The sequence below is a fragment of the Tamilnaduibacter salinus genome (genome assembly GCF_003096655.1).
GTDB classification, from domain to species: Bacteria; Pseudomonadota; Gammaproteobacteria; order Pseudomonadales; family Oleiphilaceae; genus Tamilnaduibacter; species Tamilnaduibacter salinus.
Map to the genome: position 1 here is coordinate 266,126 of NZ_QEKQ01000001.1, position 22,405 is coordinate 288,530.

Sequence of the window (22,405 nt, forward strand, 5' to 3'; positions counted from 1 at the left end):
TTCGATCAAGCCCCGGCCCATCCGGGGCTTTTTTATGGCTGACCGACTGCGTGCCTCCGACGGTTCTGGGCAAGGTGTCAGTCCGCAGGCCGGGTTGCTCCCCCTCAAGGGCTTAGTCAGTCCGCGAATGAACCAGACGAGACACCCGAACCGTCAGCTGATTTGACACCCCGAATTCCGGCATACTGGGCCGGTTTTCGTTCATCCCTATATTGATTCGCTGTGTCATAAGGAGTGACTGTGGACGGGTTCTTCTCTCAGGCGCTGGTGTTGCTGGGTGCGGCGCTGATTCTCCTGCCCATTTTCCAGCGGCTGGGATTCGGCAGCATTCTCGGGTATCTGGTGGCCGGTATTATCGTGGGACCGCTGGGCCTGGGGCTGGTAATGGGAGGCGATCAGGTGCTGCATTTCGCCGAGCTTGGCGTTGTGCTGATGCTGTTCCTGGTCGGTCTGGAACTGGAGCCGGCACAGCTCTGGGCGCAGCGCCATCGTCTGGTGGGCCTCGGTGCCAGTCAGGTCGGGCTGAGTACCGTCCTGTTGTCCCTGGCGTTCTGGTTGCTGGGTTTTCCGGTGAATCAGAGCCTGGCGATTGGTGCCACACTGGCCCTGTCCTCAACCGCCTTCGTCGTGCAGATGCTGGTGGAAACCAACCAGTTGGGTACGCCCCAGGGCCGGTCGGGCTTTGCCATCCTACTGTTCCAGGATCTGGCGGTGATTCCCATCCTGCTGCTATTGCCGGTTCTGGCCGGCGGCCAGAGCGACGGGGAAAGTCCCCAACTGCTGGCCGGACTGGCGGCGCTGGTGGCCATGGTGCTGGCAGGGCGTTATGCCCTCAATCCCTGGCTGGGCTGGCTGGCCAAACTTCGTAATCGCGAGGTCATGACCGCCAGTGCCCTGATGGTGGTGCTCGGTGCGGCGGCCCTGATGGAACACCTGGGGCTGTCCATGGGGCTGGGGGCGTTCGTCGCTGGCGTGCTGCTGGCGAACTCACCCTACCGCGAGCAGTTGGAGACCGATATCCAGCCGTTCAAGGGGCTGCTGCTCGGGCTGTTCTTCCTGGCCATTGGCATGACCATGGATTTGGGGCTGCTGGTCGAGTCACCCGGAACGATTGTGCTTTATCTGGTTCTCCTGCTGGCCATCAAGGCCGCGGTATTGATGGCGATTGCACAGGTGCGATCCGTTTCCTGGCGCAGCACCGTGCGGTTCGGGATTCTGTTGAGTCAGGGCGGTGAGTTTGCCTTCGTACTGCTGACCCAGGCCCGGGCGCTGGATCTGGTCGGTTCCGACCTGGCGGGGCAACTGAACCTGGTTGTCGCCCTGTCGATGGCGTCGACGCCGTTGCTGCTTCGGCTGACGACCGCCCTGTCGCCGGAAGAGCAGGGCGGGGATGCCCGGGATGCGGAGCATGATTCGATCCCGTCCGGTCACCCGCAGGTGGTGATCGCCGGGCTGGGTCGATTTGGTCAGATCACCGCACGGATTCTGGTGGGGCGGCAGATTCCGTTCACGGCCCTGGATGCGGACCCTGATGAGATTGCGCTGCTGCGCCGGTACGGAAACGAGGTCTATTTCGGGGACGTCACCCGGCTCGACCTGCTTCGCAACGCCGGTCTGGAGCACGCCCGGGTGCTGGTGCTGTCGGTCGATGATGTGGATGACTCGCTGAAAGCGGTGGATCTGGTGAAGCAGCATTTTCCCCAGGTCACCATCGTGGCCCGCGCCCGGGACCGCCATCATGCCTACGCGTTACGGGAGCGGGGTATTGAGCTGGTGGTCCGGGAGACCTTTGAGTCTGCCCTGAAGAGTGCGCGTCTGACCTTGATGCAACTGGGCCTGCCCGAGTCCACCGCGATCGACCTGGTCCGTAGCTTCCGGGAACTGGACGAGCGCATGCTCGACGAACAGTTCCAGCATCGTGGGGATCAGGCCAAGCTGGTTGAGGCGAACCTGCGGGGCCGGGCGGAACTGGCCTCGCTGCTGTCGGACAAAAACTGAGGTGAGTCGGCGCGGGACACTAGGGCTGGCCAATAAAGAAGGTGGCCACCTCGCGATCGTCCGGGCGCTGGGCCACCATCACCAGTGCCTGCTCCTGATCGTCGACATAGCCCCAGCCCTCAAAGCCCTGGCCGGCATGAGCGTCGGGGCAGTCGTTGGTGCTGGCCGGCTCGTAGGTAAAGGCGATGTCGAACAGGTTGCTGTTCGGCCGGGCGGCGATGGTGCCGCTCAGGGTGCATCCCAGGGCATCAATACCGCTCAGTGTGCCATCGGCTTCAACGATGACGGCCGCCGCTTCCTCCCGGGCCCGTGAGATCGTGTCACCGGTATACTCGCCGGCCACATCCGACAGCGACACGGACTGGTCGAACTGGTCGTCGTAGTCGGTGGTGAAGCGGACGAAGTCGGCATCCTCGGTGTCGTAATTCACCTCGCCCATCAGGGCCTGCCCGCTGGTATAGGCGCCGCCCAGGTCATAGGAGAGAACCGCCCCGTCGAGGTTGAAGTCGATGTCATCGCTGGACTCGAGATCGCTGTTGGTGGCGCTCAGCCGGCCGATGAACGCACCTTCGATGCCGCCGGTGAAGGTATCCCCGGCGTCCGCGCTGTAGAGGAAGAAATAGTCACCGTTCTCCAGAACGGCACCGACCACGTCCTCGCCATTGTTGGTCAGGCCCTTGTACAGGCCGGCGGCGGTGGGGCCGCCCGTGTAGTCCGGTTCCGCCAGTCCATCGCCACCCGCATCCGGGCCCGGGCCGTCCAGACAGCCCGTGAGTGTCAGCAGCAGTCCTGCCCCTACCAGCGTCCTGATCATGATGCGTTCTATCCCTCGTCCGTTGGCCCTGAAGCGGGCGTGATCAGCCGACATCCTATCGCACTGGAGAGCCGCCGGATTTGAACGAGTGGCCATTTTCGCAAAGAGCTGCTTCAGAGCCGTCCTCACGGCTCATGGTAGGCGCCCCAGGCATAGTAGAGCGTCTGCAGCAAGGGCAGATAGAGCCAGTCGTCGTGCGGGTAGCGCATGACCAGGAAAAAGCCCCAGATGGATACCAGCGTGCCGAGATACTGCGGGTGTTTGAACAGCGAGAACGGGAAACCGTGCACCCACGGGATGGTGTGCCCGAGCTGAGCGCCGTAGAACACGCCGACCCGACCCAGCCGGTGGAAGACACTGGCGTTGAGCACCAGCCCGAAGGTGATCATGGCACCGCCGAGCAGCAGAATGGCGAGCGGCGCGGTGGGCAGCGGGAACAGCGTGTCCCCAAACACCATGCACCAGCCCCAGAACACGCCGAGCTGAATGATCTTGAAGCCATAGAACAGCGTGTTCAGGGCGTTGACGGGCCCGCCAAGTGCCGATAGCGGGCGTCGGTGACACACCCGCTCCCAGGTGTCGGGGTGGTGGGAAACGAAGTAGTAGGTCAGGCGCTCGACGCTCAAAAGCACGGCGCACAGCATCAGGCCGGCTGCCAGCATTCCGGGGGTCCCTGTTTCTGAATGATGTCAGGGATTATTCCCACCGAATGTTTCCGCTTTTTGACGGCGTCACGCCACCGTCATCTCCGCCTGCCACCATCCGCCACCATAAGAGCACGCTGTCAGGAGTATGCCGATTGATCCCCGCCCGCCCCCTTCATCGACTGAGCCGTTCCGAGCGACTCAATTTCCTGCTCACCAACCGTATTCCGAGGCGCTGGGCCACGCTGTTCATGGGCCGTTTCAGCAGGGTGCGCCAGCCGGTCGTCCGTGCGGTGTCGATGCGGCTCTGGCAGGCCTTCGCCGGCAACCTGCACCTGGAAGAAGCCCGAAAGACCCGTTTTGAGAGCATGCACGACTGCTTCATCCGGGAACTCAAACCCGGCATGCGGCCGGTCGATCCCGACCCGCAGGCAATGGTCAGTCCCTGCGATGCCATCGTTGGCGCGTCGGGGACGGTCCGTGGGGGGGAGGTCATCCAGGCCAAGGGCTATCCCTACGAACTGGCCGAACTGCTCGGCGACCAGGCCTTGGCGGATTCGTATCGTGATGGCACCTTCGTGACGCTGCGCATCACGGCTAGCATGTACCACCGGTTCCACGCGCCGGACGATCTGAGGCTGAACTCGGTCCGCTATCACTCGGGCGACACCTGGAACGTCAATCCCGTCGCGCTGAAACGCGTCGAGCGGCTGTTCTGCCGGAACGAGCGGGCCGTGCTGGAGATGACGCACGAGCCATCGGGCGCGCGGTTCCTGATGGTGCCGGTAGCGGCGATTCTCGTGGCGAGCATCCGCTTGCACGCCCTGCACGACACTCTGGATCTGCGCTATCGCGGTCCCGTCTTCCAGCGGTGCGACGCGCGCTATGCACGAGGGGAGGAGATGGGCTACTTCCAGCAGGGCTCGACCATTCTGATGTTCACCGGGCCGGAGTATCGCGTTCACCCGGACCGCCACGACGGCGAGCGCATCCGGGTCGGGCAGCCGTTACTGGCCCGTCGTAACCACTGAAAAGGGCTCGTCGCAGAGCATTGTGAAACCGCAGGAAAGGCGGCCGGTTCCAATGTTGAACGGTGTTGCACCTGTAGCCGATGTCTCCGACTTCGGAGTCGCTCGCGAGAGCGACCGATGTTTGCCGGTAACCGCCGACCGGTCGTCCGGAATCAGGCAGCCCTGAGGGCTGCTCCGAAGTCGGAGACATCGGCTACAGGTCCCAGCGTCCCGTTTTCACCCTAACCCGTGATGAACCCTTTTCAGAGGCTCCCTGACATTGGGGCGTCATCTGGCTGTTATCAAACCATCACAACAAAGCAACAACAATGGACGGGTTGAAAACAGCAGAGATGAGACCCGTCCCTATGATGAACGTATTTCAGGAATTACAGGAGCAGCGGTGGGACGATCACCGCTACTACCATCAGAGCCGCATCAATCAGTCGCTTCACCTGCTCAGCGCCTTCAGCTTTCTGACGGCCTACGCCTACCTGACCATCAACCCGGTGGTGTCCGCGTTGATGGGGTGGGGCCTGGCCATGGTGTCGCGCCAAATCGGTCATTTCTTTTTCGAGCCCAAGGACTACGACAAGGTCAACCGCGTCACCCATGAACACAAAGAAGACATCAAGGTTGGGTACAACCTCAAGCGCAAGGTGGTGCTGCTGTCGATCTGGGCGCTGACGCCGGTGGTGCTGTGGTTCCAGCCGGCGATGTTCGGGCTGATGGAGCCGTTCAGCGGCTGGTCCGGCTACCTCTACAGCCTGTCCGTCCTGTGGATTGGTCTGGGCGGCGCGGCGCTGGTGTTCCGCACTGTGCAGCTGTTCTTCATTCGCGATGTGTCGACCGGGCTGGTGTGGTTCCTCAAGATCCTCACCGACCCCTTCCACGACATCAAGATGTATTACCGTTCACCGTTCTACCTGATGCGGGGGCAACTGATCGATCCCATGACGGAAGTCAGCGAGCGCGCCGCCACGACCATGGAGGACGAAGAGCGCGTCCGGTCTGTCTGATCATCGGGCCGGCATCACCCACGTGATGCCGGCTCCTGCCGTGCAGGTACCGGCACCGGCCCTTCGCTTTCCCGCCATCCCAGTGCCCGCACCGCCATTTCCCGCAGAATGCGACGTTTGATGCCCTTGTTCGTGGTGCCCGGCGCGGACCACCACCAGCCGTCGTGCTCCATTGCCTCGGCGGCCGCCACAAAACGCGTGATGACCGCCTGCATGTCTTCCTCCGTGAAGTTGTGGCTGAAGATCAACCGGCCCGTGCCGGTCCAGGACAGCAACAGCCCCTCGGCTCGCAGGTAATACTGGAACATCCAGTTGTAGCGGCTTGGTCGCGTGTAAAGCACGCTCCAGATGGATACGAGATTCACCACGCGGACCGGCAGCTCGCGCTCCGCCAATGCGGCGTTCAGGCGCTCGGCCCACTCGTACCACTGGCGACGCAGGGCCGGGTACCCTTCGCGGATGTCCGGTGCCTCGATGCGCTCAAGAAACACGTTCATACAGCCCATCACATGCGGGTGGGAGTTAAAGGTGCCGCGGGCGAAGCAGACATCGGTCGGGCGGTCCTCCCGGTAGCGTTTCATCAGGTCCTGCCGGCCGGTCAGCACGCCCACTGGCAGGCCGCCGCCCAGTGTCTTGCCGTAGGTGACCATGTCGGCCCGCACGCCGAAGTATTCCTGGGCGCCGCCCCAGGCCAGCCGGAAGCCGGAAAAGATCTCGTCGAAGATCAGCACAATGCCGCGCTCGGTGCACACCTCGCGCAGCGTATGCAGCCACTGCCGATAGGGCTCGGGGTCGAAGTGGCAGTGGCGGTCACTGGCGGCGAGCGTCGCATCCCCTGGTGCGCCGCCGTTGGGATGCAGCGCCTGGAAGGGGCTCACCAGCACGCAGGCAATGTCGTCCCGGGTGCGCAGCACGGTCAGTGTGTCCTCGTCCATATCCTTGAGGGTGTACACATCGTCCACCTGCCGCTGGGTCCCAATGCCCGGCTGAACGCCGTCCCACCAACCGTGGTAGGCACCGCAGAAACGCACCAGATGAGAGCGGCGGGTGTGGTACCGGGCCAGCCGGGCCGCCTGCATGACCGCCTCGGTGCCGGACATGTGGAACGACACCTCGTCCTGCCCCGAGAGCGCCCGGATGCGCTGCACGTTGTCGGCCACCAGCGGATGATAGGTGCCAAGAACCGGCCCGAGGGCCTCGACGCGGCGGAACCCCTCGGCCATGCAGTCCTTGTAGAAGTCGTACCCGAAGACATTGACGCCATAGGAGCCGGAGAGATCGTAATGCCAGTGGCCGTCCAGATCCTGGATCTGAACACCGGACGACGCCTCCGCCACCATGCCCTGCGGCAGATGCTCGCGCACCTGGCGGCGGAACTGGAACGGCACCCGATAGCGGTTCACGAACCCGACGTCGGACAGCCCTTTTTCCAGAGACTGGGTGACCGCCCGGGATCGGGGAGACCGGTCGCGGAACAGCATGGCCAGACGCAGAAAGGCGCCCCGGCGCCGGCTGGCCACCTCCGGCGGCGCGCCATCGCAGTCAAAGAACCCATCGCCGGTGAACTCGTAGAACGGCACAAGCCGCGCCACGCGCCGCGCCATCTTCGAATGGCCCTGAAGCGACGGGTGCTTGGCGCGGGACAGCCGCAGCCGGATCTGAGCGCGGCGGGCGAGAATGAGTACGGCCGCCAGCGCAAGGAGGGTAATCACCACGGTTGATGCCATATCGGCCTCCCTTGAACATGGTTGTGACCGTTCAGCGTGCGCGAGGAATGTGAGAACCGTATGACAGGATCGTCAGGTTCGGAGCATGGAAATCGCCGCTGTGCCATGCGATGCTGAGCGCGGTTTCTGAACACGATGGGAGGTATCCACGATGAACAATGCCTGGCACCGAGTGGCCGTTGCCGCGCTGCTGAGCGGGTCGCTGATGGCCGGCCCTGTGATGGCGGAGAAGGGCGCGGAACCGCCTCCCAGCATGGAGGACCTGCAGCAGGACATTCTGTCCCTGACGGAAAAGCTTCAGGACTTCGGTGCGGAGAAACACCAGGAGGCACTGGCGCAGCTCAAAAAGACGTTGGATGAACTGGACGGGCGCATCGCTGAACTGGAGAAGCAGCTCCAGAACAACTGGGACGCCATGAGCGACCAGGCCCGCGAAGACGCCCAACAGGGCCTCGACGAGCTGCGAGACCGGCGAGCGACGCTGAGCCGCTGGTACGAACGCCTGCAGGGTGACTCCGCCGAGGCCTGGAACAACATCCAGAAAGACGTTGAAGACGCCTATAAGGCCTTCTCCGAAGCCTGGGAAGAGCGCCGTCAGGCCCCGTCCAATGACTCGTCAAACCGGCAGCAGAGCATCTGATGACGATTGACTGGTCCGACTTCGAGAAAGTTGAGATGCGCGTCGGTACCGTGATCGCGGTGGAGGACTTCCCCGAGGCGCGCAAACCCGCCTACCGCCTGCGCGTCGACTTCGGCCCCGAGGTGGGCGTGCGCCAGTCCAGCGCCCAGGTTACCGATCTTTATGAGCGCGACCAGCTTGTGGGCAAACAGGTGGTCGCCGTGGTCAACTTTCCGCCCAAACAGATCGGCCCGATGATGTCCGAGTGCCTGGTCACCGGGTTTCACCGGGAGGACGGCAGCGTCGTCCTCACCACGCCGGATGCAGAGGTGCCCAACGGGGCCCGTCTCGCCTGACCGCTTAACCGCACTCCTTCTCATACCGCGCCCGGTTGCGCTCACGCAGCGCCTGGGCCTTTTCCTCGCTGAGGTATTCCCGCTCACCGTTCTCCGTGATCCGGTAGAACCGTGACACGCTCTTCTGGTGCTTGATGTAACCGCTCAGCTTCTTGCACCGCTTCGCCTGCTTGGCCGCTTCCGCCTCGGCCTGGCGTCGCTCCTCACGTTCGGCTTCGCGCGCCTCGCGACGCTCCTCCAGAAACTGGTTTAGCTTTTCCTGCCGATCCCGGTCGGTGCCCACGGGCTCTGCTGTGTTGATCGAGACGCTTTTGGATGACTGGGATTGGGGCGGGCGGTCACCAAAGTGGGTCCGGCCGTTTTCATCGGTCCATTGGTATACCTCGGCTGCGGCGAGGGTGGGGAACAGGCACAGAGTCAGTGCCAGAATCGTTTCCTTACGCATAATCGACTTCCTGATTCACAACTGGCGGATACAGTGTAGCGGATACCACCACAGAAAATCGTGTCATTGTCGTGCTTTCCCGCTTGTGTATGCTTTTCGCACGACGTATCGAGTAAAGGAAAACACTGTGTCCGACTATCACATCCGAAAGGCCACCGATGCCGACGTGGCCACCATCCTGCGGTTCATCCGCGAGCTGGCGATCTATGAAGAAGCCGAGCACGAGGTGGAGGCCACGGAAGCCTCGCTGGCCGACTCCCTGTTCGGGCCGGATTCCGTCACCCACGCCGTGCTCTGCGAGAAGGGTGGGAAGCCGGTCGGTTTCGCCGTCTACTTCTTCAACTACTCCACCTGGAAAGCCCGCCACGGCCTGTTCCTGGAAGACCTATTCGTCACACCATCGGAGCGCGGCGGCGGTGCCGGCAAACAACTGCTGCAATACCTCGCCAGCGTGGCGGTCGAACGCGGCTGCGCCCGGTTCGAATGGAACGTACTGGACTGGAACGAACCCGCCATTCGCTTCTACGAATCCCTCGGCGCTCGCCCGCAGAGCGAATGGGTCGGGTACCGGATGACGGGCAAGGCGCTTGAGGATCTGGCGGCAGGCGGCCGCTGAAATGTCGCCGATGTCTCCGACTTCGGAGCCGCCCGCAGGGCGGCCGGTCTGCGCCCCCATCCTAGGTGCATGCCAGGTCGGCTACGTGTCCTCGTGCAACCGTCCTTCGACGTACTTGTGGAGGATGCTGGCAACCAGCGTCTGATAGGGAATGCCTTCGACCAGCGCTTTTTTCTGTAGCCCGCGAAGGTCCTTGGAAGACAGCCTGATGTTGATGCGGGCATCCTTTCTGAACATGGCTTCGGCGTACTGCTGATGCCGTTCTTTACGACCCTCAACGTCGGGGGCCCGCTGCAACTCGCCGGCATCGAACGCGTCCAGAATGTCCTGCTCTTCTTTGTCCAGCCTGTTCATTTCGGACCTCCCAAATAGGTCTTGGTCGCCTTCCGGCTCGGAATGATCGTTTTCAGAAAAACGTCATCCTCGGATTCGACGAAGGGCACGAGATAGGCGTATCCCTCTATCTCAACCACATGAAGTCGTTGGCCAGGATACCGCTCCTGATTCGGATGCTCGAATGTATCCAGAATTCCCCCTATCGAGATGCACAACACCACATCCTCGAACGAGATGTCCCTTTCTTTTTGGAGAAGCCTGTTCTTCTCCGGGTTCCATGTCATCGGCTTCATGAGTGGATTTTAGCACGTTGTGTGCTTTTTGTGCTCAGGCTTTGACGGAGTGCGTAGTGGGCGGGCGAACGGAGTAGGGAGGCGCAGTGACATGTAGCCGATGTCTCCGACTTCGGAGTCGCCCGCAGGGCGACCGGTCCGCGTCTTCATCCAGGGGGCGCTACGGCTCTTCGTGCAACCGCCCTTCGACGTCCTTGTGGAGGATGCGGGCAACCTGTGCCTAAGCCGACTCGCCAGCGCCCCGCAGAATGGCCGCCAGCAACTCGTCCGCATCGAACTTGGTCAGGGCCTCATCAGCACCCACCTGATTGGCGTATTCGAGGCTCATCTGGCTGTTCAGCGACGTGTGGAGAATAATATAGGGCTGTTTCAGGGGCTGGTTGTCCCGCACATTGAACGTGAGTTCGTAGCCGTCCAGCCCCGGCATTTCGATGTCGCTGACCAGAATGTCCACCGAGTGACCAAGCTCATCATCCCGGACCAGCATCTGCATGGCTTCGGAGCCGTTTGTGGCGGCCTGATAACGCACATCCAGCTGGTCCAACGCATCGCAGATCTGTTTCCGGGCGACCCGGGAGTCATCCACCAGCAGGATGTTCAGTGCCCGTAGCGCCTCTTTTTGGGGATACGTCAGCTCGATCACCTGGGGTGCCAAAGACTCGGGGTATACCCTGGCCAGTAGCAGTTCAACATCAATCAACTGAACGATCTCACCGTCCAGATCCAGAAGGCCGGTCACGAAGGCATGCTCGCCGAGCCCCCTGGGCGGTGGCATGACCTGTTTCCAGTCGGCCTCAATGATCTTCCGAACACCTCGCACCAGAAAGCCCACTTCCTGACGCTGCACGTCGGCAATGATGATCGAGCCCCGCTCTCGTTCCTCCGGCGACAGGGGAGGCTGGCCGACGGCAGCGGCCATATCGATGACAGGCACTGCCGAGCCCCGAAACGTCGACGTCCCGATCACCGAAGGGTGGCTATGGGGCAGTCTGTTCAAGGGCGAAAACGGCAGTATTTCACGGATCTTGAGGGTGCCGAGTGCAAACAACCGAGTGCTCGAGAGATGGAACAGAAGCAGCTTCTGGATTTGTTGATCATGGATCGACATAAGACGGGCCGCTCAACCTGTTCTGCACAATCAGAGTGACGATGTTCAACCAAGTTTGTCGTACGGGCCCGATGAGGACAAGGGAAGAGGGGAGCTTGTTCACCGCTGGGGGCAGCAGGTCACGTCAGCCCCATCGGGTATATCATTTTCCGCGCAAGATTAGCGATTCGGACGGGTTCCCCCATATCCAGAACAAAGACTTCTCCGTCTTCGCCAATACTGCCCGCCTGCAGCGCCAACTGACTGGCCTCTGGAATGGTCACAAATAGCGGATGATATCCGGGTGCGTCCTCACCCGCCATAAGCCGACGCAGCAACGTCCATGTTGCATCGACGATGAACACCCCCATCACGGATGAGCCATCCTCAGAACAATTCCGGCTGATGCCAACCCGCGATCAGTGCCAGGCCAGCCAGAATCAGCCCTATAAAACCGCTTCCAGTGTCGCCCACGAAGATTGTCGCAGAAGGAAAGTTCCAGACCAGAAACCTCAGGCCCGTCATCGCCAGCACTCCTGAGAGTATAGCCAACGGGCCCGCTCCGCTCATTAACAGAAGGAAGCTTCCGCCCAGCCACAACTCCATAAACGCTTCAGCCGGGAGTAAATCATCAGCGTATAGCGTCGGAGCAACCCGGTGCCTCCCAGGTTTCGACGAACAGTAATGCAAGCTCGCCCGGGTGGTATGGGAGGTTCATCATGAAGAGCCAGTCCCGTCCCGATTCTCCTGAACAACCGCCTTCAGCGCATCGTCAACGGAAACCGGTGGCGTCCAATCCAGCAGTTCCTGGGTCTTCGTCATATCAACCTGAAGCGACCCCGTTAGCCTTTTCATCGCTCCCCTTTTGCCAGCCAGTGCGGCCATCCATCGCAGCACACCGACTGGAAAAGGAAACAATCTCCCCCTTTGTCCATACGTCGAGGCAAGTCGCCGTAATAGGTCTGGCGTCGAAAGATCCTCTCCATCGCTGACCAGAAAGGTCTGATTGGCCGCTGCCGGGTGGTCCACGCAAGTCACCAGCAGATCCACTAGGTTGTCGATTGCCACAAAGCTTCGGCGGTTGTCTACGGACGCCAACGGTAAAGGCAAGCCCTTTTTCACCCAACTCAACAGAGCGCGAAAATTCCCCTTCACACCCGGGCCATACACCAGGACAGGCCGAATAATGACAATCTCCATGCCGGTTTCACGCCCCAGGGCTTTCAAGGCTTCTTCCGCTTCCATCTTGGACTGGCCGTAAGCGTCTTCCGGGGCAGGGACATCATCCGCGTGGAATGGAGAATCTGGCAGGGTCTGTTCGCCGTTGACTTTGATGCTGCTGACATAGACAAATCGTTGCACACCGGCTTCAACGCCAATTTTTGCCAGCTCCAGGGTTCTTTCAACATTAACTTGATAATACTCGGCAAAGGCATCGCTAGCCGCGTCCTTCAGAACATGAGCTAGTCCTGCGAGATGAATGATCACATTAGCATCCGCCAGCAGCCCCAACTCTTCCTGCAGCGAATCCCATTGGACACAATGATTCGAGTTTTCACCAGAATTTCGACCGGACCGACTCACCTCTATCACATTGTCGCGACTCCAATGCCGCGACATGACGTCCAGTAGACGTCGGCCAATAAAACCGCTGCCGCCTGTGAGGATGACGTTCTTAACGGGATGCTCCACAGTTGGAAAACTTCTCCAAGACCAATATTTCTGTAAAATCGGGACAGTTTACTAGTGGGTAAGAACGTAAGCGAGCATCATTTATGATTGAGCTGTCGTTCGCCAAGCTTATCGGATATCTACACGCATGCGCCACGATGACGGTCGTAAACTTGATCACAAAACATTAGAAGCCATTCGCGTTCGCGCCGTTCAACGAGTCATTGTTGGCGAGAGCCCGGAAGTCGTCATCAAAGCGCTTGGCATGAGCCGGGCCCGAATCTACGAATGGCTGGCTGCTTATCGAGAAGGCGGCTTTGACGCACTGAAGGCCAAACAGATTTCCGGCCGTCCCAGGAAACTGAGCGGCGCTCAGATCCGGGAGCTTGCCAGAAGACCGCGTGGATTGCGCATCCAGTACGGCCGAGCTGGGCGTGGCGGCGCGGCCCTCTCGCTCGCGCCACTGTTCTCGCAGACGATCATGCATCGCCTCAAACTTGCCCGCCTTGCTCCACCGGCGGAAGGACTTATACACGTTATCCCAGTGCGGAAACTCCTTGGGAAGCATACGCCAGGAGCAGCTCGTTCGAACGACATAACAGCAGGCATCGACAATCGCTCTGCGACTGTGAGTGGGAGGCAGGCCCTGGCCGCCCGGCTTCTCGAACAGATCCGCCACCAATTCCCCTTCGACATCCGTCAGGCAGCTCGGATAAAGCTGCTCGGGGGCTTGGCTGCGGCGAGCCTCAGTGTAGCCGTAACGCTGCGTCTTCGGTCTTTCGGCGGGCTTGACCAAGGCGTGCTCGCGCTTCACGCCCGCCTCGCGCAATGAGCGACGAACGGTCGCCGGATGAACCGTACGGCCCAGGCGCTCACTTACCAGTGCGGTAATTTCATCCAGCGTCGCGAGCGGGTTCGAAGCAACAATCTCGAGCAAAAGCTCGTGTTTGTCTGGCCCCAAGAGCTTGGGACGGCCTGTCTTCGACACTCTGTCAGCGTTGTGATTTGGTCAATCAGTTGAAGCCAGCATCACACAATGTTTTGTTTACACCCTTTGAGTTCGATGGCAAAACGGGACCTCGCTCTCTGTCGACTTTGCGCCAATTGTACAAGATCGCGGTGCTGATGCCTTCCTAGCTGGCCAGTTTGGCCATCGTCAGGCTACGAGGTGGTACCGTCTTCTGGAGAACGGCTTCCTTACGTTCCGGTGAATAATGGGGCATGGTTGTCCTCCGAAATGTTCAGGCGACAACGACGCTGACAGATAGGGCGATATCTATTCGAGGTTAGGGCCAACCTGCCAGTGGGATACCGGCGCCGCGCAGGCGACTCTAATGGCTGCAAGTGGGAAGGTGCAGGCGCTTGAGGGAAAGCCGCCGAAATATAGTAAGGAAGACGTCTTGACTCCCTCCTTCATTGCCTCGGGCGATTGGTTTCAACGACTTAACTTACTGAGCTGTCTTGCGCGACAGAAAATTGGCGAAAAACTGCGCCAAAAACGCAACGCTTTTAACGTTATTTGACATCATGCCTGGCTAACATACCATCGTCGATTTTTTAAATTCGGAGCTGCTATGTTCTCGTCGATCAGCTGGTTGGTAAAAGCCTCACTCATAACTGTCTTCGGTTTTTTGCTTGCTGCATGCGGTGGCGGAGGAGGCGATTCGTCGGGTGCCGCGCCAGTAGAGGCCAAATCTGAACCTACAAACACTGGTGCCCTGGTTTGGGTAGAGGGCTCAGCGGTCAAAGGTGCTATCAACAACGGGTTGGTTACCGTCTACCGTTCTGTGGGCGGGAACACTTGGCAGCAGGTTGGTGATAGTGTCCGTACAGACAGCAGCGGGCGATTTCGCGTCGGTGTCCCGATGGATCTCTCTGATCAACCTCTAAAGGTGGTGTTGAGCTCAGACAGTGCCACCCAAATGCGTTGCGACGTGCGGCCGTCATGTAGGACACCCGGGGGGGGAGCGGTCATCTTTGGAGAGTCATTTTGGCCCGGGAATGACCTTTCCATGACCACTGTGGTTGATCCATCCGAGGGCTCTGGGGCTGAGGCTGTGCTGACTCCTATCGGTACACTTGCTCACCGCTTGTCCCTGAAAAATGGCGACTCAGGAGTGACTGGCTATCGTTCCGCTCTGAGGACTATGGAAGCGGAATTCGGTTTATCGGAGGGTGTTCTGAGCCGCTCCCAGATAGACCTGGCCTCTCCGGCGGCCTTACTTGCTGATGCTGAACGGATCCAGTCGTCATTGGTGAATGCAGGGTTTCTGGCACTTGCGGAAGATGAAAGGTGGGGTTCTCTTGCAAAGGTGATCAATGATTTTGAGCTGGTCATTGGTCGCAATGGGTCGCTGCCTGCGCTGTCAGGTGATCAGCTTGCTCCCAGCGCAGAGCTGGTGTTACTGGCCGCTACTGAGCAAGCGTTCATTCATAGCGACTCGAATGTCGCGTCTGACGAGGAGGCGAGCCAGCTGAGTCAGGCGTTGGCTTCTATTGATACTTCTTTGCTGAACATTGGTCATGTCGCTGATGAAAATGAGCCGGTATCGAAGGAGCCCGAGCCTGCACCAGAGCCCGAGCCTGCACCAGAGCCTGAGCCTGCACCAGAGCCCGAGCCGGCACCAGAGCCTGAGCCGGCACCAGAGCCTGAGCCGGCACCAGAGCCCGAGCCGGCACCAGAGCCCGAGCCGGCACCAGAGCCCGAGCCTGCACCAGAGCCTGAGCCTGCACCAGAGCCTGAGCCTGCACCAGAGCCCGAGCCTGCACCAGAGCCTGAGCCTGCACCAGAGCCTGAGCCTGAGCCTGCACCAGAGCCTGAGCCTGAGCCTGCACCAGAGCCTGAGCCTGCGCCAGAGCCCGAGCCTGAGCCTGCACCAGAGCCTGAGCCTGCGCCAGAGCCCGAGCCTGCACCAGAGCCCGAGCCTGCACCAGAGCCCGAACCCGTCACTGGTTCAGCAACACTGAGCTGGCAGGCGCCGCTGACCCGGGAAAATGGTGAGTCTCTTGCCATGGGAGAGATCGATCAGTATGTGGTCCGATACGGATTAGAGGAAAACGCACAGGATATGTCGGAGGAAGTTGTCATCGAAGACGGTCAGGTAATGAAGTATGAGATTTCTGGTCTTGTAGAGGGAACCTGGCACTTCGCCATTCGGACTGTGGACGTCAATGGTCTTGAGAGTTCTTGGTCAGGAGTGGTGAGTAAAACGATTACCCGTTAAGGAAATCCCAAGTCTACAATTTGTCACGTCTTTGTTCTTGCGGGGATTTTAACTGAAACATAATCTGCCTCGGTGTGCAGTTGATAACGACACATGCTGATTATGTCCAGTTAGTTTCCCCGCTCTTTTTTAAGCGTGATGATTGTCTTGACCTTTACCGGCTGTCGTGATTCAGATGTCTACTGTATCGGGTGCTTGCCATCCAAAAGTAAACGCTGGCCGCAAGTATGATGCCTTCGTCAATCGCAGTCCTGTTTTATGCAGTGGCTGCCTGTCCCGTCCTTCTCCCACTCTGCTACAATCCGGCTCTAGAAACTTACCCTGGAATTGCAACCCCATGGCAGTACCGCACCCCTGGAAACCCCTTGGCGTCTGGCTGGTCGAATTGGGCGCTGTTTCCGAGAAAGAATTGAATCAGGCGCTGGAAGTTCAGAAGCAGATTGGTGGGCTTCTGGGCAGTCTTCTCGTGCGTTCCGGGGCCACTAGTGAAGATGTAGTGTTGCAAGCTCTGTCAGCTCAGTGGGGTTATCCGCTCCTGGGCAAACAGCAACCTGCACCCGATGACTTCCAGGTATATGAAACCCTGCGGGAATTGCCGGTCAGTATGGAATGGATGCTGGAGCAGGAGGTGGTGGCCTGGTTTGAAGGCGGGGCTTCGGATTCAGAGGATGCGCCCGAAAAGAGAACGGTTTGCATCCTGTCTCCGAGATTCCACAGTGACGAAATCCGGGAAGTGCTCGAAACCTCCCTGGAACCCAAAGGTTTCAGGCTTCAATGGGTGCTTGCTTCGACTTACGAGATCGAGAGACTGGTGGGTGTTGTCCGTCAGGAACTGGCGGTCACCCGGCTGTTCAGCGAGCAGGGCAGTCAGAGCCTGCTAGAGCTGGCCGAAGAGGCCCCTGTTGTCGAACTGGTTAATAATGTGCTTGCCAAGGCCGTCGAAGCAGGAGCTTCGGATGTTCATGTGGAACCGGGGGAAGAGTTCTTCATCATCCGGTATCGGGTTGATGGCGTGCTGCACTCCCAGATGACCCAGTCAGCCAGCCGTTTCCCCGCCGTTGCCTCGCGCATCAAGCTGATCAGCGGAATGGACATTGCCGAATCCCGGCTGCCTCAGGATGGCCGGATCAGTACTCGCTTGGGTGGCCAGGAAATGGATATCCGGGTATCCACCGCCCCTTGCTCCTTCGGCGAATCGGTGGTGATGCGTTTGCTGCCCAAGAACAGGGAATCGCTGTCACTTGAAAGTCTTGGCATGGAGCCGGACCACCTCAGGCTGATGCGCTCGGTCCTCGGGTTTTCCAACGGGATTGTTCTGGTAACAGGCCCTACCGGCTCCGGTAAGTCCACAACTCTCTATAGCGGTCTATCAGAACTGGTGGATGGTCGACAAAAGCTCATCACCGTGGAGGATCCAGTGGAATTCCAGGTGCGGGGGGTTACCCAGATCCAGGCCAATGCCGATATCGGCTACACCTTTGCAAGAGCGTTGAGGGCCATCCTGCGGCAGGATCCGGATATCATCATGATTGGTGAAATCCGCGACCTGGAAACCGCCGAGATTGCAATTCAGTCTGCACTGACAGGTCATCTTGTGCTCTCTACACTGCACACTAACGATGCTTTGTCAGCGTTCACCCGGTTGGTGGATATGGGCGTGGAACCTTACCTTGTGGCGGCGCCGGTTAAAGCGGTTCAGGCCCAGCGCCTTGTCCGTAAGGCATGCTCAGGCTGCAGCGAGCCCGTAAATCTGCCAGATTCCCTCTGGAAACCGCTCGCCGGCGACTGGGTCAAAAAACCGGCGTTCGTCGAACCCAAAGGCTGTGAACGTTGCCATGGCACCGGGTACCGGGGTCGGCTGGGGATTTACGAAATTATCCCGGCCACAGAAGAAGTGCAGACCCTGATTGCAGACAATGCCGACATCAGCGAGCTGCGCCAGTGGGCCGCGCGGCATGGCCACCGCAACCTGTTGCAGGATGGACTGATCAAGGCAGCCCGGGGTGAAACCACCATAGAAGAAGTCATGCGGGTTGCAGGCGCCAGCGTCGCGGAAGACGAGGCCACTGAAGCATGAACTTCAGGTACCAGTCCATTGACCCTAATGGCCAGAAACAGGAAGGTGAGATAGAGGCAGATTCCCGCAGGCAGGCGCTCAGCAAGCTGAAACAACAGGGCTTGCGGGTAACGGGATTGGCCGAATCCGGCGCGGCTGAGAAGGTCAGCAAGGGCAAAGGTAAAACAAGCCGGGAAGAGTTGTTGCTGGCCTTGTCTGAACTGGCAACATTGTTGCGCTCTGGCGTCAGTCTGAAAGACGCTATTGATTCCCTCACCGGCGGTGAGCGCGGTGCTGCCATGCAGTCGGTCTTCGACCGGTGGTCCTCCGGGCTTCGACAGGGCGAATCCTTCAGCGACGCGCTGCGTGCCTCCGGCGTACCGGTGCCCGAATATCTGATTCAGCTGGTCAGGGCAGGTGAGATGACCGGGGAAATGGGTGACAGCCTTCAAACGGCCGTTACCCAGATGGAGTACGAAAAGCAGATTGCGACCGAGATGAAAAACGCTCTGGTTTATCCGGCGATTCTCTGTTTCTCGGGCATAGGTGCGGTCTTGCTGGTTTTCACTTTCGTGGTTCCACAATTCCAGAACCTGCTGGAGCACGGAGACAAACTGCCCTGGCTTGCCTGGGCCGTGCTTGCCACGGGTCAGTGGGTAAATGCTCACATGGCGTGGGTGATTGGGGCGGCGCTGGCGGTTATGGTGATTTTGGCGCGTGTATTCAGCCTGCCAGCCGTGCGCTCAAGGTTTATAGATGGGCTGCAAAGCGTGCCGGTTGTGGGCGACTGGATTGTGGAAGCTGAAACCGCCCGTTGGTCCTCCATATTGGCGGCGTTGGTCAATCACCGGGTCGCCATCCTGGACGCCCTCGAACTGGCAAGGAACACCGTTCGGCTGCCTTCGCGGCAAACCCGGCTTGCCCGAGTGTCCGGCCAGGTGAAATCGGGGATCCCCCTGTCCTCCGCCCTGAAGGAAAATGCGGTAATCACGAATACCGGCTACAACCTGCTCCGCGCCGGCGAAAAATCCGGCGAGGTGGCGCGCCTGCTCAAATCCCTGGCAGAGCTTCATGATAATAGCGGTCGAAACCGGATGAAGCGTTTCCTGGCCCTGATTGAACCAATTGCCATCTTGTTGATCGGAGGGATGATAGGCGTCATCATCATGGGCGTTATTCTCGCGATTACCAGTGCAAACGACATCGCATTCTGACCAGACTCAAGACCTGAACCGCCCAGACCGGAACTCTATGAAGCAAACACCGCAACTATCGCAAACCCGCAACACTGAAAAAGGCTTTACGCTACTCGAACTGCTGGTAGTTCTCGTTATTCTAGGCCTGCTCGCGGGCCTCGTTGGCCCACGGCTGTTCGGCAAGGCTGACGCTGCCAAAGTGCAAACTGCCGAAACGCAGATCCAGATGCTCAAGTCCGGTCTGCTGACCTACCGGCTGGACGTGGGCCAGTTCCCATCTGAGCAGGAAGGTCTTCTGGGGCTGAATAACCCGCCTTCAGATGAGCGCCGGCGCAGCCTGTGGGATGGCCCCTACCTGGGCGACAAGCTCCCGTCAGATCCCTGGGGCATGCCTTACCAGTACAAGCCCAGCTCCACCCATCCTCAGGGCTTCGTGCTCTATTCCTACGGTGCCGATGGCAAACAGGGCGGGGAAGGTATTGACGCAGATATCGGTTACCTGCCCGAGGGCTGAGTGGCCATGGGGCAACGCATCGCTGGTTTCACTCTGCTGGAACTGATGGTCGTACTGCTGATCCTTGCTTTGGGAGCGGCCGTCGCCACACCGGCGGTCATGCGGCTGGCGGACAAGCTGGGAGAGAGAAACGAGCGGGACCAGCTTGCTCTGTATCTGCAAAACTTGCCGGTAGCCGTAATGAATCGCGGACAAGGGTTTTCTCTGGAGTCTACGCAGGGCTATATCCCCCTGCGGAATGCTGCGGCAAGCTCACCGCTGCCACTGCCTGACCTGGGTGAAGGTTACCCGAGGATTTGGGTGCCGGATGACGTAGAGTATCGCCCGAACGGCGCATGCACTGGGGGTGTGATTCACTGGGAGCTAAGCGGTGGAAAGCGATTCTCTCATGCCCTTGAAGCCCCATTGTGTCGTCCTCGGAGTGAAACGTGAGTCTCACTTCCTCCCGCGGTTTCGCTCTGCTTGAAGCACTCGTTGCGCTCGTTATCGTCGCAGGGGTGGGCGCAGCGCTGTTCGCACTTATTAATACCGGCCTCCAGAACCTTGCAAAAGCCGAAGCCCACGCCGCTACTACAACGCTTCAGCCTCAGATTCTCGCTTGGGTACGCACAATTGAACTTGGTGAGCTGCCAGCAGACAAGCAGGCCGTTGCGGAATTTCAGAATGGCCAGGGTGTTGTTACCGCTGAAGCACAATTTGAACGTTTTCAAGGGCCTACCTTCGCGGTTACGGGCAGTGGTGCTAAGGGTATCCATCAGGTTGCTCTGTACGACGTTGAGGTAACGCTTTATGCAGGCCCGCGAAGGTTGGACCAGATCCATACGCGCCGAGCGGCAAGCAAGCAGGTGATGGATGAGCCAACGCTGTGAAAAAGGCATGACGCTGATGGAGCTTCTGGTGGCCATGGTCATCGGTAGCCTGGTAATTACTCTCGTTGTCAGGGGATTAGGGCTCAGCCTTAACCTGTATGACCGCGTTGCGAAAATTACCTCCTCTGTGGATGTCAGGTTCCGTGAAGCGCAGTGGTGGACTGGTTCCATAGCCAGCTTGGTCCCATGTACCGATATTCGTCACTGTGTGGAAGGCACTTCCACAGAACTGGTTGGTTATACCTTCGCCCCGATTCTTGATAGCGCAGGCAAACGTACGCCGATCACCTGGCGGTTGCAGGAGCGCCCGGGCGAGTCGGTGCTCACCTACCGCGAAGGCAATAATGCTGCTTCAACACCACTCGAAATGAACCTTGCTCTTCCCCGCGATGCAGCATTTGGTTACCTCCAGCCAGATGGTGAGTGGGTCAACGAATGGGGAGGGGATGGTGGAACAACCAGGCTGCCTGTAGCGGTCCGTATTGAGGATGCATCCGGTGGGGTCTGGGCATTTGGGGCAACCATGCAACGGCCGTACGGTCGCGATGACTATCGTGACATGCTTGGAGAGTAAATGGGGCGGATACCGGCAAAACAGAAAGGGTTTGTGCTCGCCGTCGTGTTGTGGAGCATCGCAGCGCTTACCCTGATTACCGGTGGCATTGTTGCAAGAATCAACAACACGCTGGAACAGGCATATTCCATGCGGGAACTCGCGCTCCTGCAGCAGCAGATGATGGCTACGGAGCAAACCCTGCTTTATATGCTTTCAGCGCGCCCACATAATGCTGCGGGTGCCGACCTGGATGCAGGAGCGGTAACGACCGACACCAGCAGCCCGTTCGGCGCGAGCGCACCGGAGGACACTGGCGGGCCGACCCTCAGGTTTGACGGTACCTGGTACAGTGGTGTCGGCGATTCCGGGTACAGCCTTCAGGATGCCGGGGCAACACTGAGCTTGCTAGAGCCGCGGCGTGAAACCTGGTTGCGAATAATGGAGTTGCTGGGCGTGCCACCTGCCGATGCAGACCGCTGGTTTGATCAACTCCTTGACTACCAAGACCGGGATAATCTCGCCCGGCTGAATGGTGCTGAGCGGGAGGCCTACCAAGAGCAGGGGCTAACGCTGCCGCCCAATAGATTTCCGGTAACGCCCCACGAGCTCAAGAACCTGCCAATTGCCGGGAAATATCCCGAGATAACGGAGTCCCTGATTCGTGTCAGCACTTCAGGCGCGGGAACCATGTCTAACCTCAACACGTCCCCGCCGATAATGCTTGAGCTGATTCACTTTCTGACAGAGTCTGATGCCCAACAGGTTGCCAGAAGCCGGGGGCTGGAGATTATTCCATCGCTAAGCAGCGCCTCGTCACGATTTGGCATGTTGTTTCAGGGAGGGCAATTTCAAACTCTGTGGGTGCCTTCCGGTAATGTAAGAATCATGCTTGGCGATGCACAGGGCAGACATAAACGCTGGATTGAAGTAAAATTCACCGCCATTTCGAATGGCGCGCCCTGGGTTATCGAATACAGTCACCCTGTTAATCTGAACCAACGCAGACAGGAGCCGGACACAACGGATGCCCTTAGCCCGAATGCAACGACTGAAGCAACGCTTCGCGCCAGTGCTTGGCCCTATTATTCAGCGTTTTTCCCGAACCAGTTACCGCTGGAGTAACGGCGCAAAACAGGCCCTTGGGCCTCTCCCAGGCTTTCCCTCTGGTGCATGCGTGCTGCCCAGAAGCGAGGTACTGTTTTCCCGAATCGATCTGGACAGTGTTCCTCACCGCCAAAGAATGGGCGCGCTCAGGCTTGAGCTTGAGCAGAAGTCACCGTTCGACACCGTTTGCGGTTGGGTGTTCTGGCAAGGGAGCCTGGCGTGCGTCTGGTACTGGTCTCAGGAACTGGAAG

Annotated in this window: 24 protein-coding genes and 3 pseudogenes; 16 read left to right on the forward strand and 11 right to left on the reverse strand. The window is 59.5% G+C overall.

Annotated elements, in window-relative coordinates; all coding sequences use genetic code 11:
* Positions 1-240 precede the first annotated feature (240 nt).
* Positions 241-1,998, forward strand: a complete 1,758-nt coding sequence (locus C8D92_RS01270) for a monovalent cation:proton antiporter-2 (CPA2) family protein (protein ID WP_116918214.1) — start codon at positions 241-243, stop codon at positions 1,996-1,998.
* Positions 1,999-2,017: 19 nt separating this feature from the next.
* Here C8D92_RS01270 and C8D92_RS01275 read toward each other — a convergent pair whose 3' ends face one another.
* Positions 2,018-2,812: a hypothetical protein gene (locus C8D92_RS01275; RefSeq protein ID WP_095611748.1), complete on the reverse strand. Its 795-nt coding sequence runs from the start codon at positions 2,810-2,812 to the stop codon at positions 2,018-2,020.
* A 125-nt stretch (positions 2,813-2,937) separates the two neighbouring features.
* Positions 2,938-3,474 (reverse strand): methyltransferase, encoded by a 537-nt coding sequence (locus C8D92_RS01280; RefSeq protein WP_095611747.1) that lies wholly within the window; start codon positions 3,472-3,474, stop codon positions 2,938-2,940.
* 137 nt (positions 3,475-3,611) lie between these two features.
* Here C8D92_RS01280 and asd point away from each other — a divergent pair, with 137 nt between their 5' ends.
* A complete protein-coding gene (gene asd, locus C8D92_RS01285; protein ID WP_228151253.1) occupies positions 3,612-4,487 on the forward strand; it encodes an archaetidylserine decarboxylase in 876 nt (291 codons plus the stop codon).
* Positions 4,488-4,834: 347 nt separating this feature from the next.
* The gene (locus C8D92_RS01290) at positions 4,835-5,485 is read left to right on the forward strand and encodes a hypothetical protein (protein WP_095611745.1); all 651 of its coding nucleotides are present in this window, start codon (positions 4,835-4,837) and stop codon (positions 5,483-5,485) included.
* A 14-nt stretch (positions 5,486-5,499) separates the two neighbouring features.
* On the opposite strand, the gene C8D92_RS01295 is transcribed toward C8D92_RS01290, so the two are convergent.
* Positions 5,500-7,212, reverse strand: a complete 1,713-nt coding sequence (locus C8D92_RS01295) for an aminotransferase class III-fold pyridoxal phosphate-dependent enzyme (RefSeq protein WP_116918215.1) — start codon at positions 7,210-7,212, stop codon at positions 5,500-5,502.
* Between the two features lie 151 nt (positions 7,213-7,363).
* Here C8D92_RS01295 and C8D92_RS01300 point away from each other — a divergent pair, with 151 nt between their 5' ends.
* Positions 7,364-7,852 carry a hypothetical protein gene (locus tag C8D92_RS01300; protein WP_095612229.1) on the forward strand — a complete coding sequence of 163 codons (489 nt, stop codon included), beginning with the start codon at positions 7,364-7,366 and terminating at the stop codon, positions 7,850-7,852.
* On the forward strand, positions 7,849-8,187 hold the full coding sequence (locus tag C8D92_RS01305) for a tRNA-binding protein (protein WP_095612228.1): 339 nt from the start codon (positions 7,849-7,851) through the stop codon (positions 8,185-8,187). Before C8D92_RS01300 ends, C8D92_RS01305 begins: the two co-directional genes overlap by 4 nt.
* Before the next feature lie 4 nt (positions 8,188-8,191).
* Here C8D92_RS01305 and C8D92_RS01310 read toward each other — a convergent pair whose 3' ends face one another.
* Positions 8,192-8,632, reverse strand: coding sequence for a DUF4124 domain-containing protein (locus C8D92_RS01310; RefSeq protein ID WP_095612227.1), 441 nt, complete (start codon positions 8,630-8,632; stop codon positions 8,192-8,194).
* Between the two features lie 127 nt (positions 8,633-8,759).
* On the opposite strand from C8D92_RS01310, the gene C8D92_RS01315 reads away from it, so the two are divergent.
* Positions 8,760-9,248: a GNAT family N-acetyltransferase gene (locus C8D92_RS01315; RefSeq protein ID WP_095612226.1), complete on the forward strand. Its 489-nt coding sequence runs from the start codon at positions 8,760-8,762 to the stop codon at positions 9,246-9,248.
* Positions 9,249-9,329: 81 nt separating this feature from the next.
* Here the strand turns inward: C8D92_RS01315 and C8D92_RS01320 are convergent, their stop codons facing one another.
* The 6 genes and pseudogenes from C8D92_RS01320 to C8D92_RS01345 all read right to left on the reverse strand — a co-directional run bounded on the left by C8D92_RS01320 (position 9,330) and on the right by C8D92_RS01345 (position 12,656).
* Positions 9,330-9,602 (reverse strand): antitoxin, encoded by a 273-nt coding sequence (locus C8D92_RS01320; RefSeq protein ID WP_116918216.1) that lies wholly within the window; start codon positions 9,600-9,602, stop codon positions 9,330-9,332.
* Entirely contained in the window at positions 9,599-9,877 is a 279-nt protein-coding gene (locus C8D92_RS01325) for a BrnT family toxin (RefSeq protein ID WP_095612050.1), read from the reverse strand. Before C8D92_RS01325 ends, C8D92_RS01320 begins: the two co-directional genes overlap by 4 nt.
* Positions 9,878-10,097: 220 nt before the next feature.
* Positions 10,098-10,985: a chemotaxis protein gene (locus C8D92_RS01330; RefSeq protein ID WP_095612049.1), complete on the reverse strand. Its 888-nt coding sequence runs from the start codon at positions 10,983-10,985 to the stop codon at positions 10,098-10,100.
* A gap of 125 nt (positions 10,986-11,110) precedes the next feature.
* A pseudogene (locus C8D92_RS01335) lies at positions 11,111-11,274 on the reverse strand (polysaccharide biosynthesis protein); the annotation flags it as partial.
* Between the two features lie 77 nt (positions 11,275-11,351).
* Positions 11,352-11,570, reverse strand: coding sequence for a hypothetical protein (locus tag C8D92_RS15975; protein ID WP_095612048.1), 219 nt, complete (start codon positions 11,568-11,570; stop codon positions 11,352-11,354).
* Between the two features lie 111 nt (positions 11,571-11,681).
* Complete coding sequence (locus C8D92_RS01345; RefSeq protein ID WP_095612047.1) at positions 11,682-12,656, reverse strand: UDP-glucose 4-epimerase family protein; 975 nt, start codon at positions 12,654-12,656, stop codon at positions 11,682-11,684.
* Positions 12,657-12,783: 127 nt separating this feature from the next.
* On the opposite strand from C8D92_RS01345, the pseudogene C8D92_RS15805 reads away from it, so the two are divergent.
* A pseudogene (locus C8D92_RS15805) lies at positions 12,784-12,954 on the forward strand (helix-turn-helix domain-containing protein); the annotation flags it as partial.
* Between the two features lie 72 nt (positions 12,955-13,026).
* On the opposite strand, the pseudogene C8D92_RS15995 reads toward C8D92_RS15805, so the two are convergent.
* Positions 13,027-13,395: pseudogene (locus C8D92_RS15995) on the reverse strand (transposase); the annotation flags it as partial.
* A gap of 1,763 nt (positions 13,396-15,158) precedes the next feature.
* Between C8D92_RS15995 and C8D92_RS01355 the strand changes: the two are divergent.
* The 9 genes from C8D92_RS01355 (at position 15,159) to C8D92_RS01390 (ending at position 22,172) form a co-directional block, all read left to right on the forward strand.
* Positions 15,159-15,602 (forward strand): hypothetical protein, encoded by a 444-nt coding sequence (locus C8D92_RS01355; RefSeq protein ID WP_207775092.1) that lies wholly within the window; start codon positions 15,159-15,161, stop codon positions 15,600-15,602.
* 44 nt (positions 15,603-15,646) lie between these two features.
* Positions 15,647-15,859: a ribonuclease HII gene (locus C8D92_RS15625; RefSeq protein WP_095611930.1), complete on the forward strand. Its 213-nt coding sequence runs from the start codon at positions 15,647-15,649 to the stop codon at positions 15,857-15,859.
* 337 nt (positions 15,860-16,196) lie between these two features.
* Entirely contained in the window at positions 16,197-17,936 is a 1,740-nt protein-coding gene (locus C8D92_RS01360; RefSeq protein ID WP_095611929.1) for a GspE/PulE family protein, read from the forward strand.
* Positions 17,933-19,129 (forward strand): type II secretion system F family protein, encoded by a 1,197-nt coding sequence (locus tag C8D92_RS01365; protein WP_095611928.1) that lies wholly within the window; start codon positions 17,933-17,935, stop codon positions 19,127-19,129. Before C8D92_RS01360 ends, C8D92_RS01365 begins: the two co-directional genes overlap by 4 nt.
* 37 nt (positions 19,130-19,166) lie before the next feature.
* Positions 19,167-19,625, forward strand: a complete 459-nt coding sequence (gene gspG / locus C8D92_RS01370) for a type II secretion system major pseudopilin GspG (protein ID WP_095611927.1) — start codon at positions 19,167-19,169, stop codon at positions 19,623-19,625.
* A 6-nt stretch (positions 19,626-19,631) separates the two neighbouring features.
* Complete coding sequence (locus C8D92_RS16000; RefSeq protein ID WP_133243093.1) at positions 19,632-20,057, forward strand: type II secretion system protein; 426 nt, start codon at positions 19,632-19,634, stop codon at positions 20,055-20,057.
* Positions 20,054-20,494, forward strand: a complete 441-nt coding sequence (locus tag C8D92_RS01380; protein WP_095611925.1) for a type II secretion system protein — start codon at positions 20,054-20,056, stop codon at positions 20,492-20,494. The genes C8D92_RS16000 and C8D92_RS01380 overlap by 4 nt, the downstream gene beginning before the upstream one ends.
* A complete protein-coding gene (locus C8D92_RS01385; protein ID WP_095611924.1) occupies positions 20,478-21,068 on the forward strand; it encodes a PulJ/GspJ family protein in 591 nt (196 codons plus the stop codon). The genes C8D92_RS01380 and C8D92_RS01385 overlap by 17 nt, the downstream gene beginning before the upstream one ends.
* Positions 21,069-22,172 (forward strand): type II secretion system minor pseudopilin, encoded by a 1,104-nt coding sequence (locus C8D92_RS01390; protein ID WP_095611923.1) that lies wholly within the window; start codon positions 21,069-21,071, stop codon positions 22,170-22,172.
* The last annotated feature ends 233 nt before the right edge of the window (positions 22,173-22,405 follow it).

Excerpts from the sequence above, each read along its gene's own strand:
- C8D92_RS01385 (WP_095611924.1), top strand. The coding sequence starts at position 20,478 with ATGAGCCAACGCTGTGAAAAAGGCATGACGCTGATGGAGCTTCTGGTG.
- C8D92_RS15975 (WP_095612048.1), bottom strand. The coding sequence starts at position 11,570 with ATGGAGTTGTGGCTGGGCGGAAGCTTCCTTCTGTTAATGAGCGGAGCG.
- C8D92_RS01320 (WP_116918216.1), bottom strand. The coding sequence starts at position 9,602 with ATGAACAGGCTGGACAAAGAAGAGCAGGACATTCTGGACGCGTTCGAT.
- C8D92_RS01330 (WP_095612049.1), bottom strand. The coding sequence starts at position 10,985 with ATGTCGATCCATGATCAACAAATCCAGAAGCTGCTTCTGTTCCATCTC.
- C8D92_RS01365 (WP_095611928.1), top strand. The coding sequence starts at position 17,933 with ATGAACTTCAGGTACCAGTCCATTGACCCTAATGGCCAGAAACAGGAA.
- C8D92_RS01300 (WP_095612229.1), top strand. The coding sequence starts at position 7,364 with ATGAACAATGCCTGGCACCGAGTGGCCGTTGCCGCGCTGCTGAGCGGG.
- C8D92_RS01295 (WP_116918215.1), bottom strand. The coding sequence starts at position 7,212 with ATGGCATCAACCGTGGTGATTACCCTCCTTGCGCTGGCGGCCGTACTC.
- C8D92_RS01290 (WP_095611745.1), top strand. The coding sequence starts at position 4,835 with ATGATGAACGTATTTCAGGAATTACAGGAGCAGCGGTGGGACGATCAC.
- C8D92_RS01390 (WP_095611923.1), top strand. The coding sequence starts at position 21,069 with ATGGGGCGGATACCGGCAAAACAGAAAGGGTTTGTGCTCGCCGTCGTG.
- gspG (WP_095611927.1), top strand. The coding sequence starts at position 19,167 with ATGAAGCAAACACCGCAACTATCGCAAACCCGCAACACTGAAAAAGGC.
- C8D92_RS01325 (WP_095612050.1), bottom strand. The coding sequence starts at position 9,877 with ATGAAGCCGATGACATGGAACCCGGAGAAGAACAGGCTTCTCCAAAAA.
- C8D92_RS16000 (WP_133243093.1), top strand. The coding sequence starts at position 19,632 with ATGGGGCAACGCATCGCTGGTTTCACTCTGCTGGAACTGATGGTCGTA.
- C8D92_RS01280 (WP_095611747.1), bottom strand. The coding sequence starts at position 3,474 with ATGCTGGCAGCCGGCCTGATGCTGTGCGCCGTGCTTTTGAGCGTCGAG.
- C8D92_RS01310 (WP_095612227.1), bottom strand. The coding sequence starts at position 8,632 with ATGCGTAAGGAAACGATTCTGGCACTGACTCTGTGCCTGTTCCCCACC.
- C8D92_RS01275 (WP_095611748.1), bottom strand. The coding sequence starts at position 2,812 with ATGATCAGGACGCTGGTAGGGGCAGGACTGCTGCTGACACTCACGGGC.
- C8D92_RS15625 (WP_095611930.1), top strand. The coding sequence starts at position 15,647 with ATGGGAGAGATCGATCAGTATGTGGTCCGATACGGATTAGAGGAAAAC.
- C8D92_RS01360 (WP_095611929.1), top strand. The coding sequence starts at position 16,197 with ATGGCAGTACCGCACCCCTGGAAACCCCTTGGCGTCTGGCTGGTCGAA.
- C8D92_RS01355 (WP_207775092.1), top strand. The coding sequence starts at position 15,159 with ATGTCGCTGATGAAAATGAGCCGGTATCGAAGGAGCCCGAGCCTGCAC.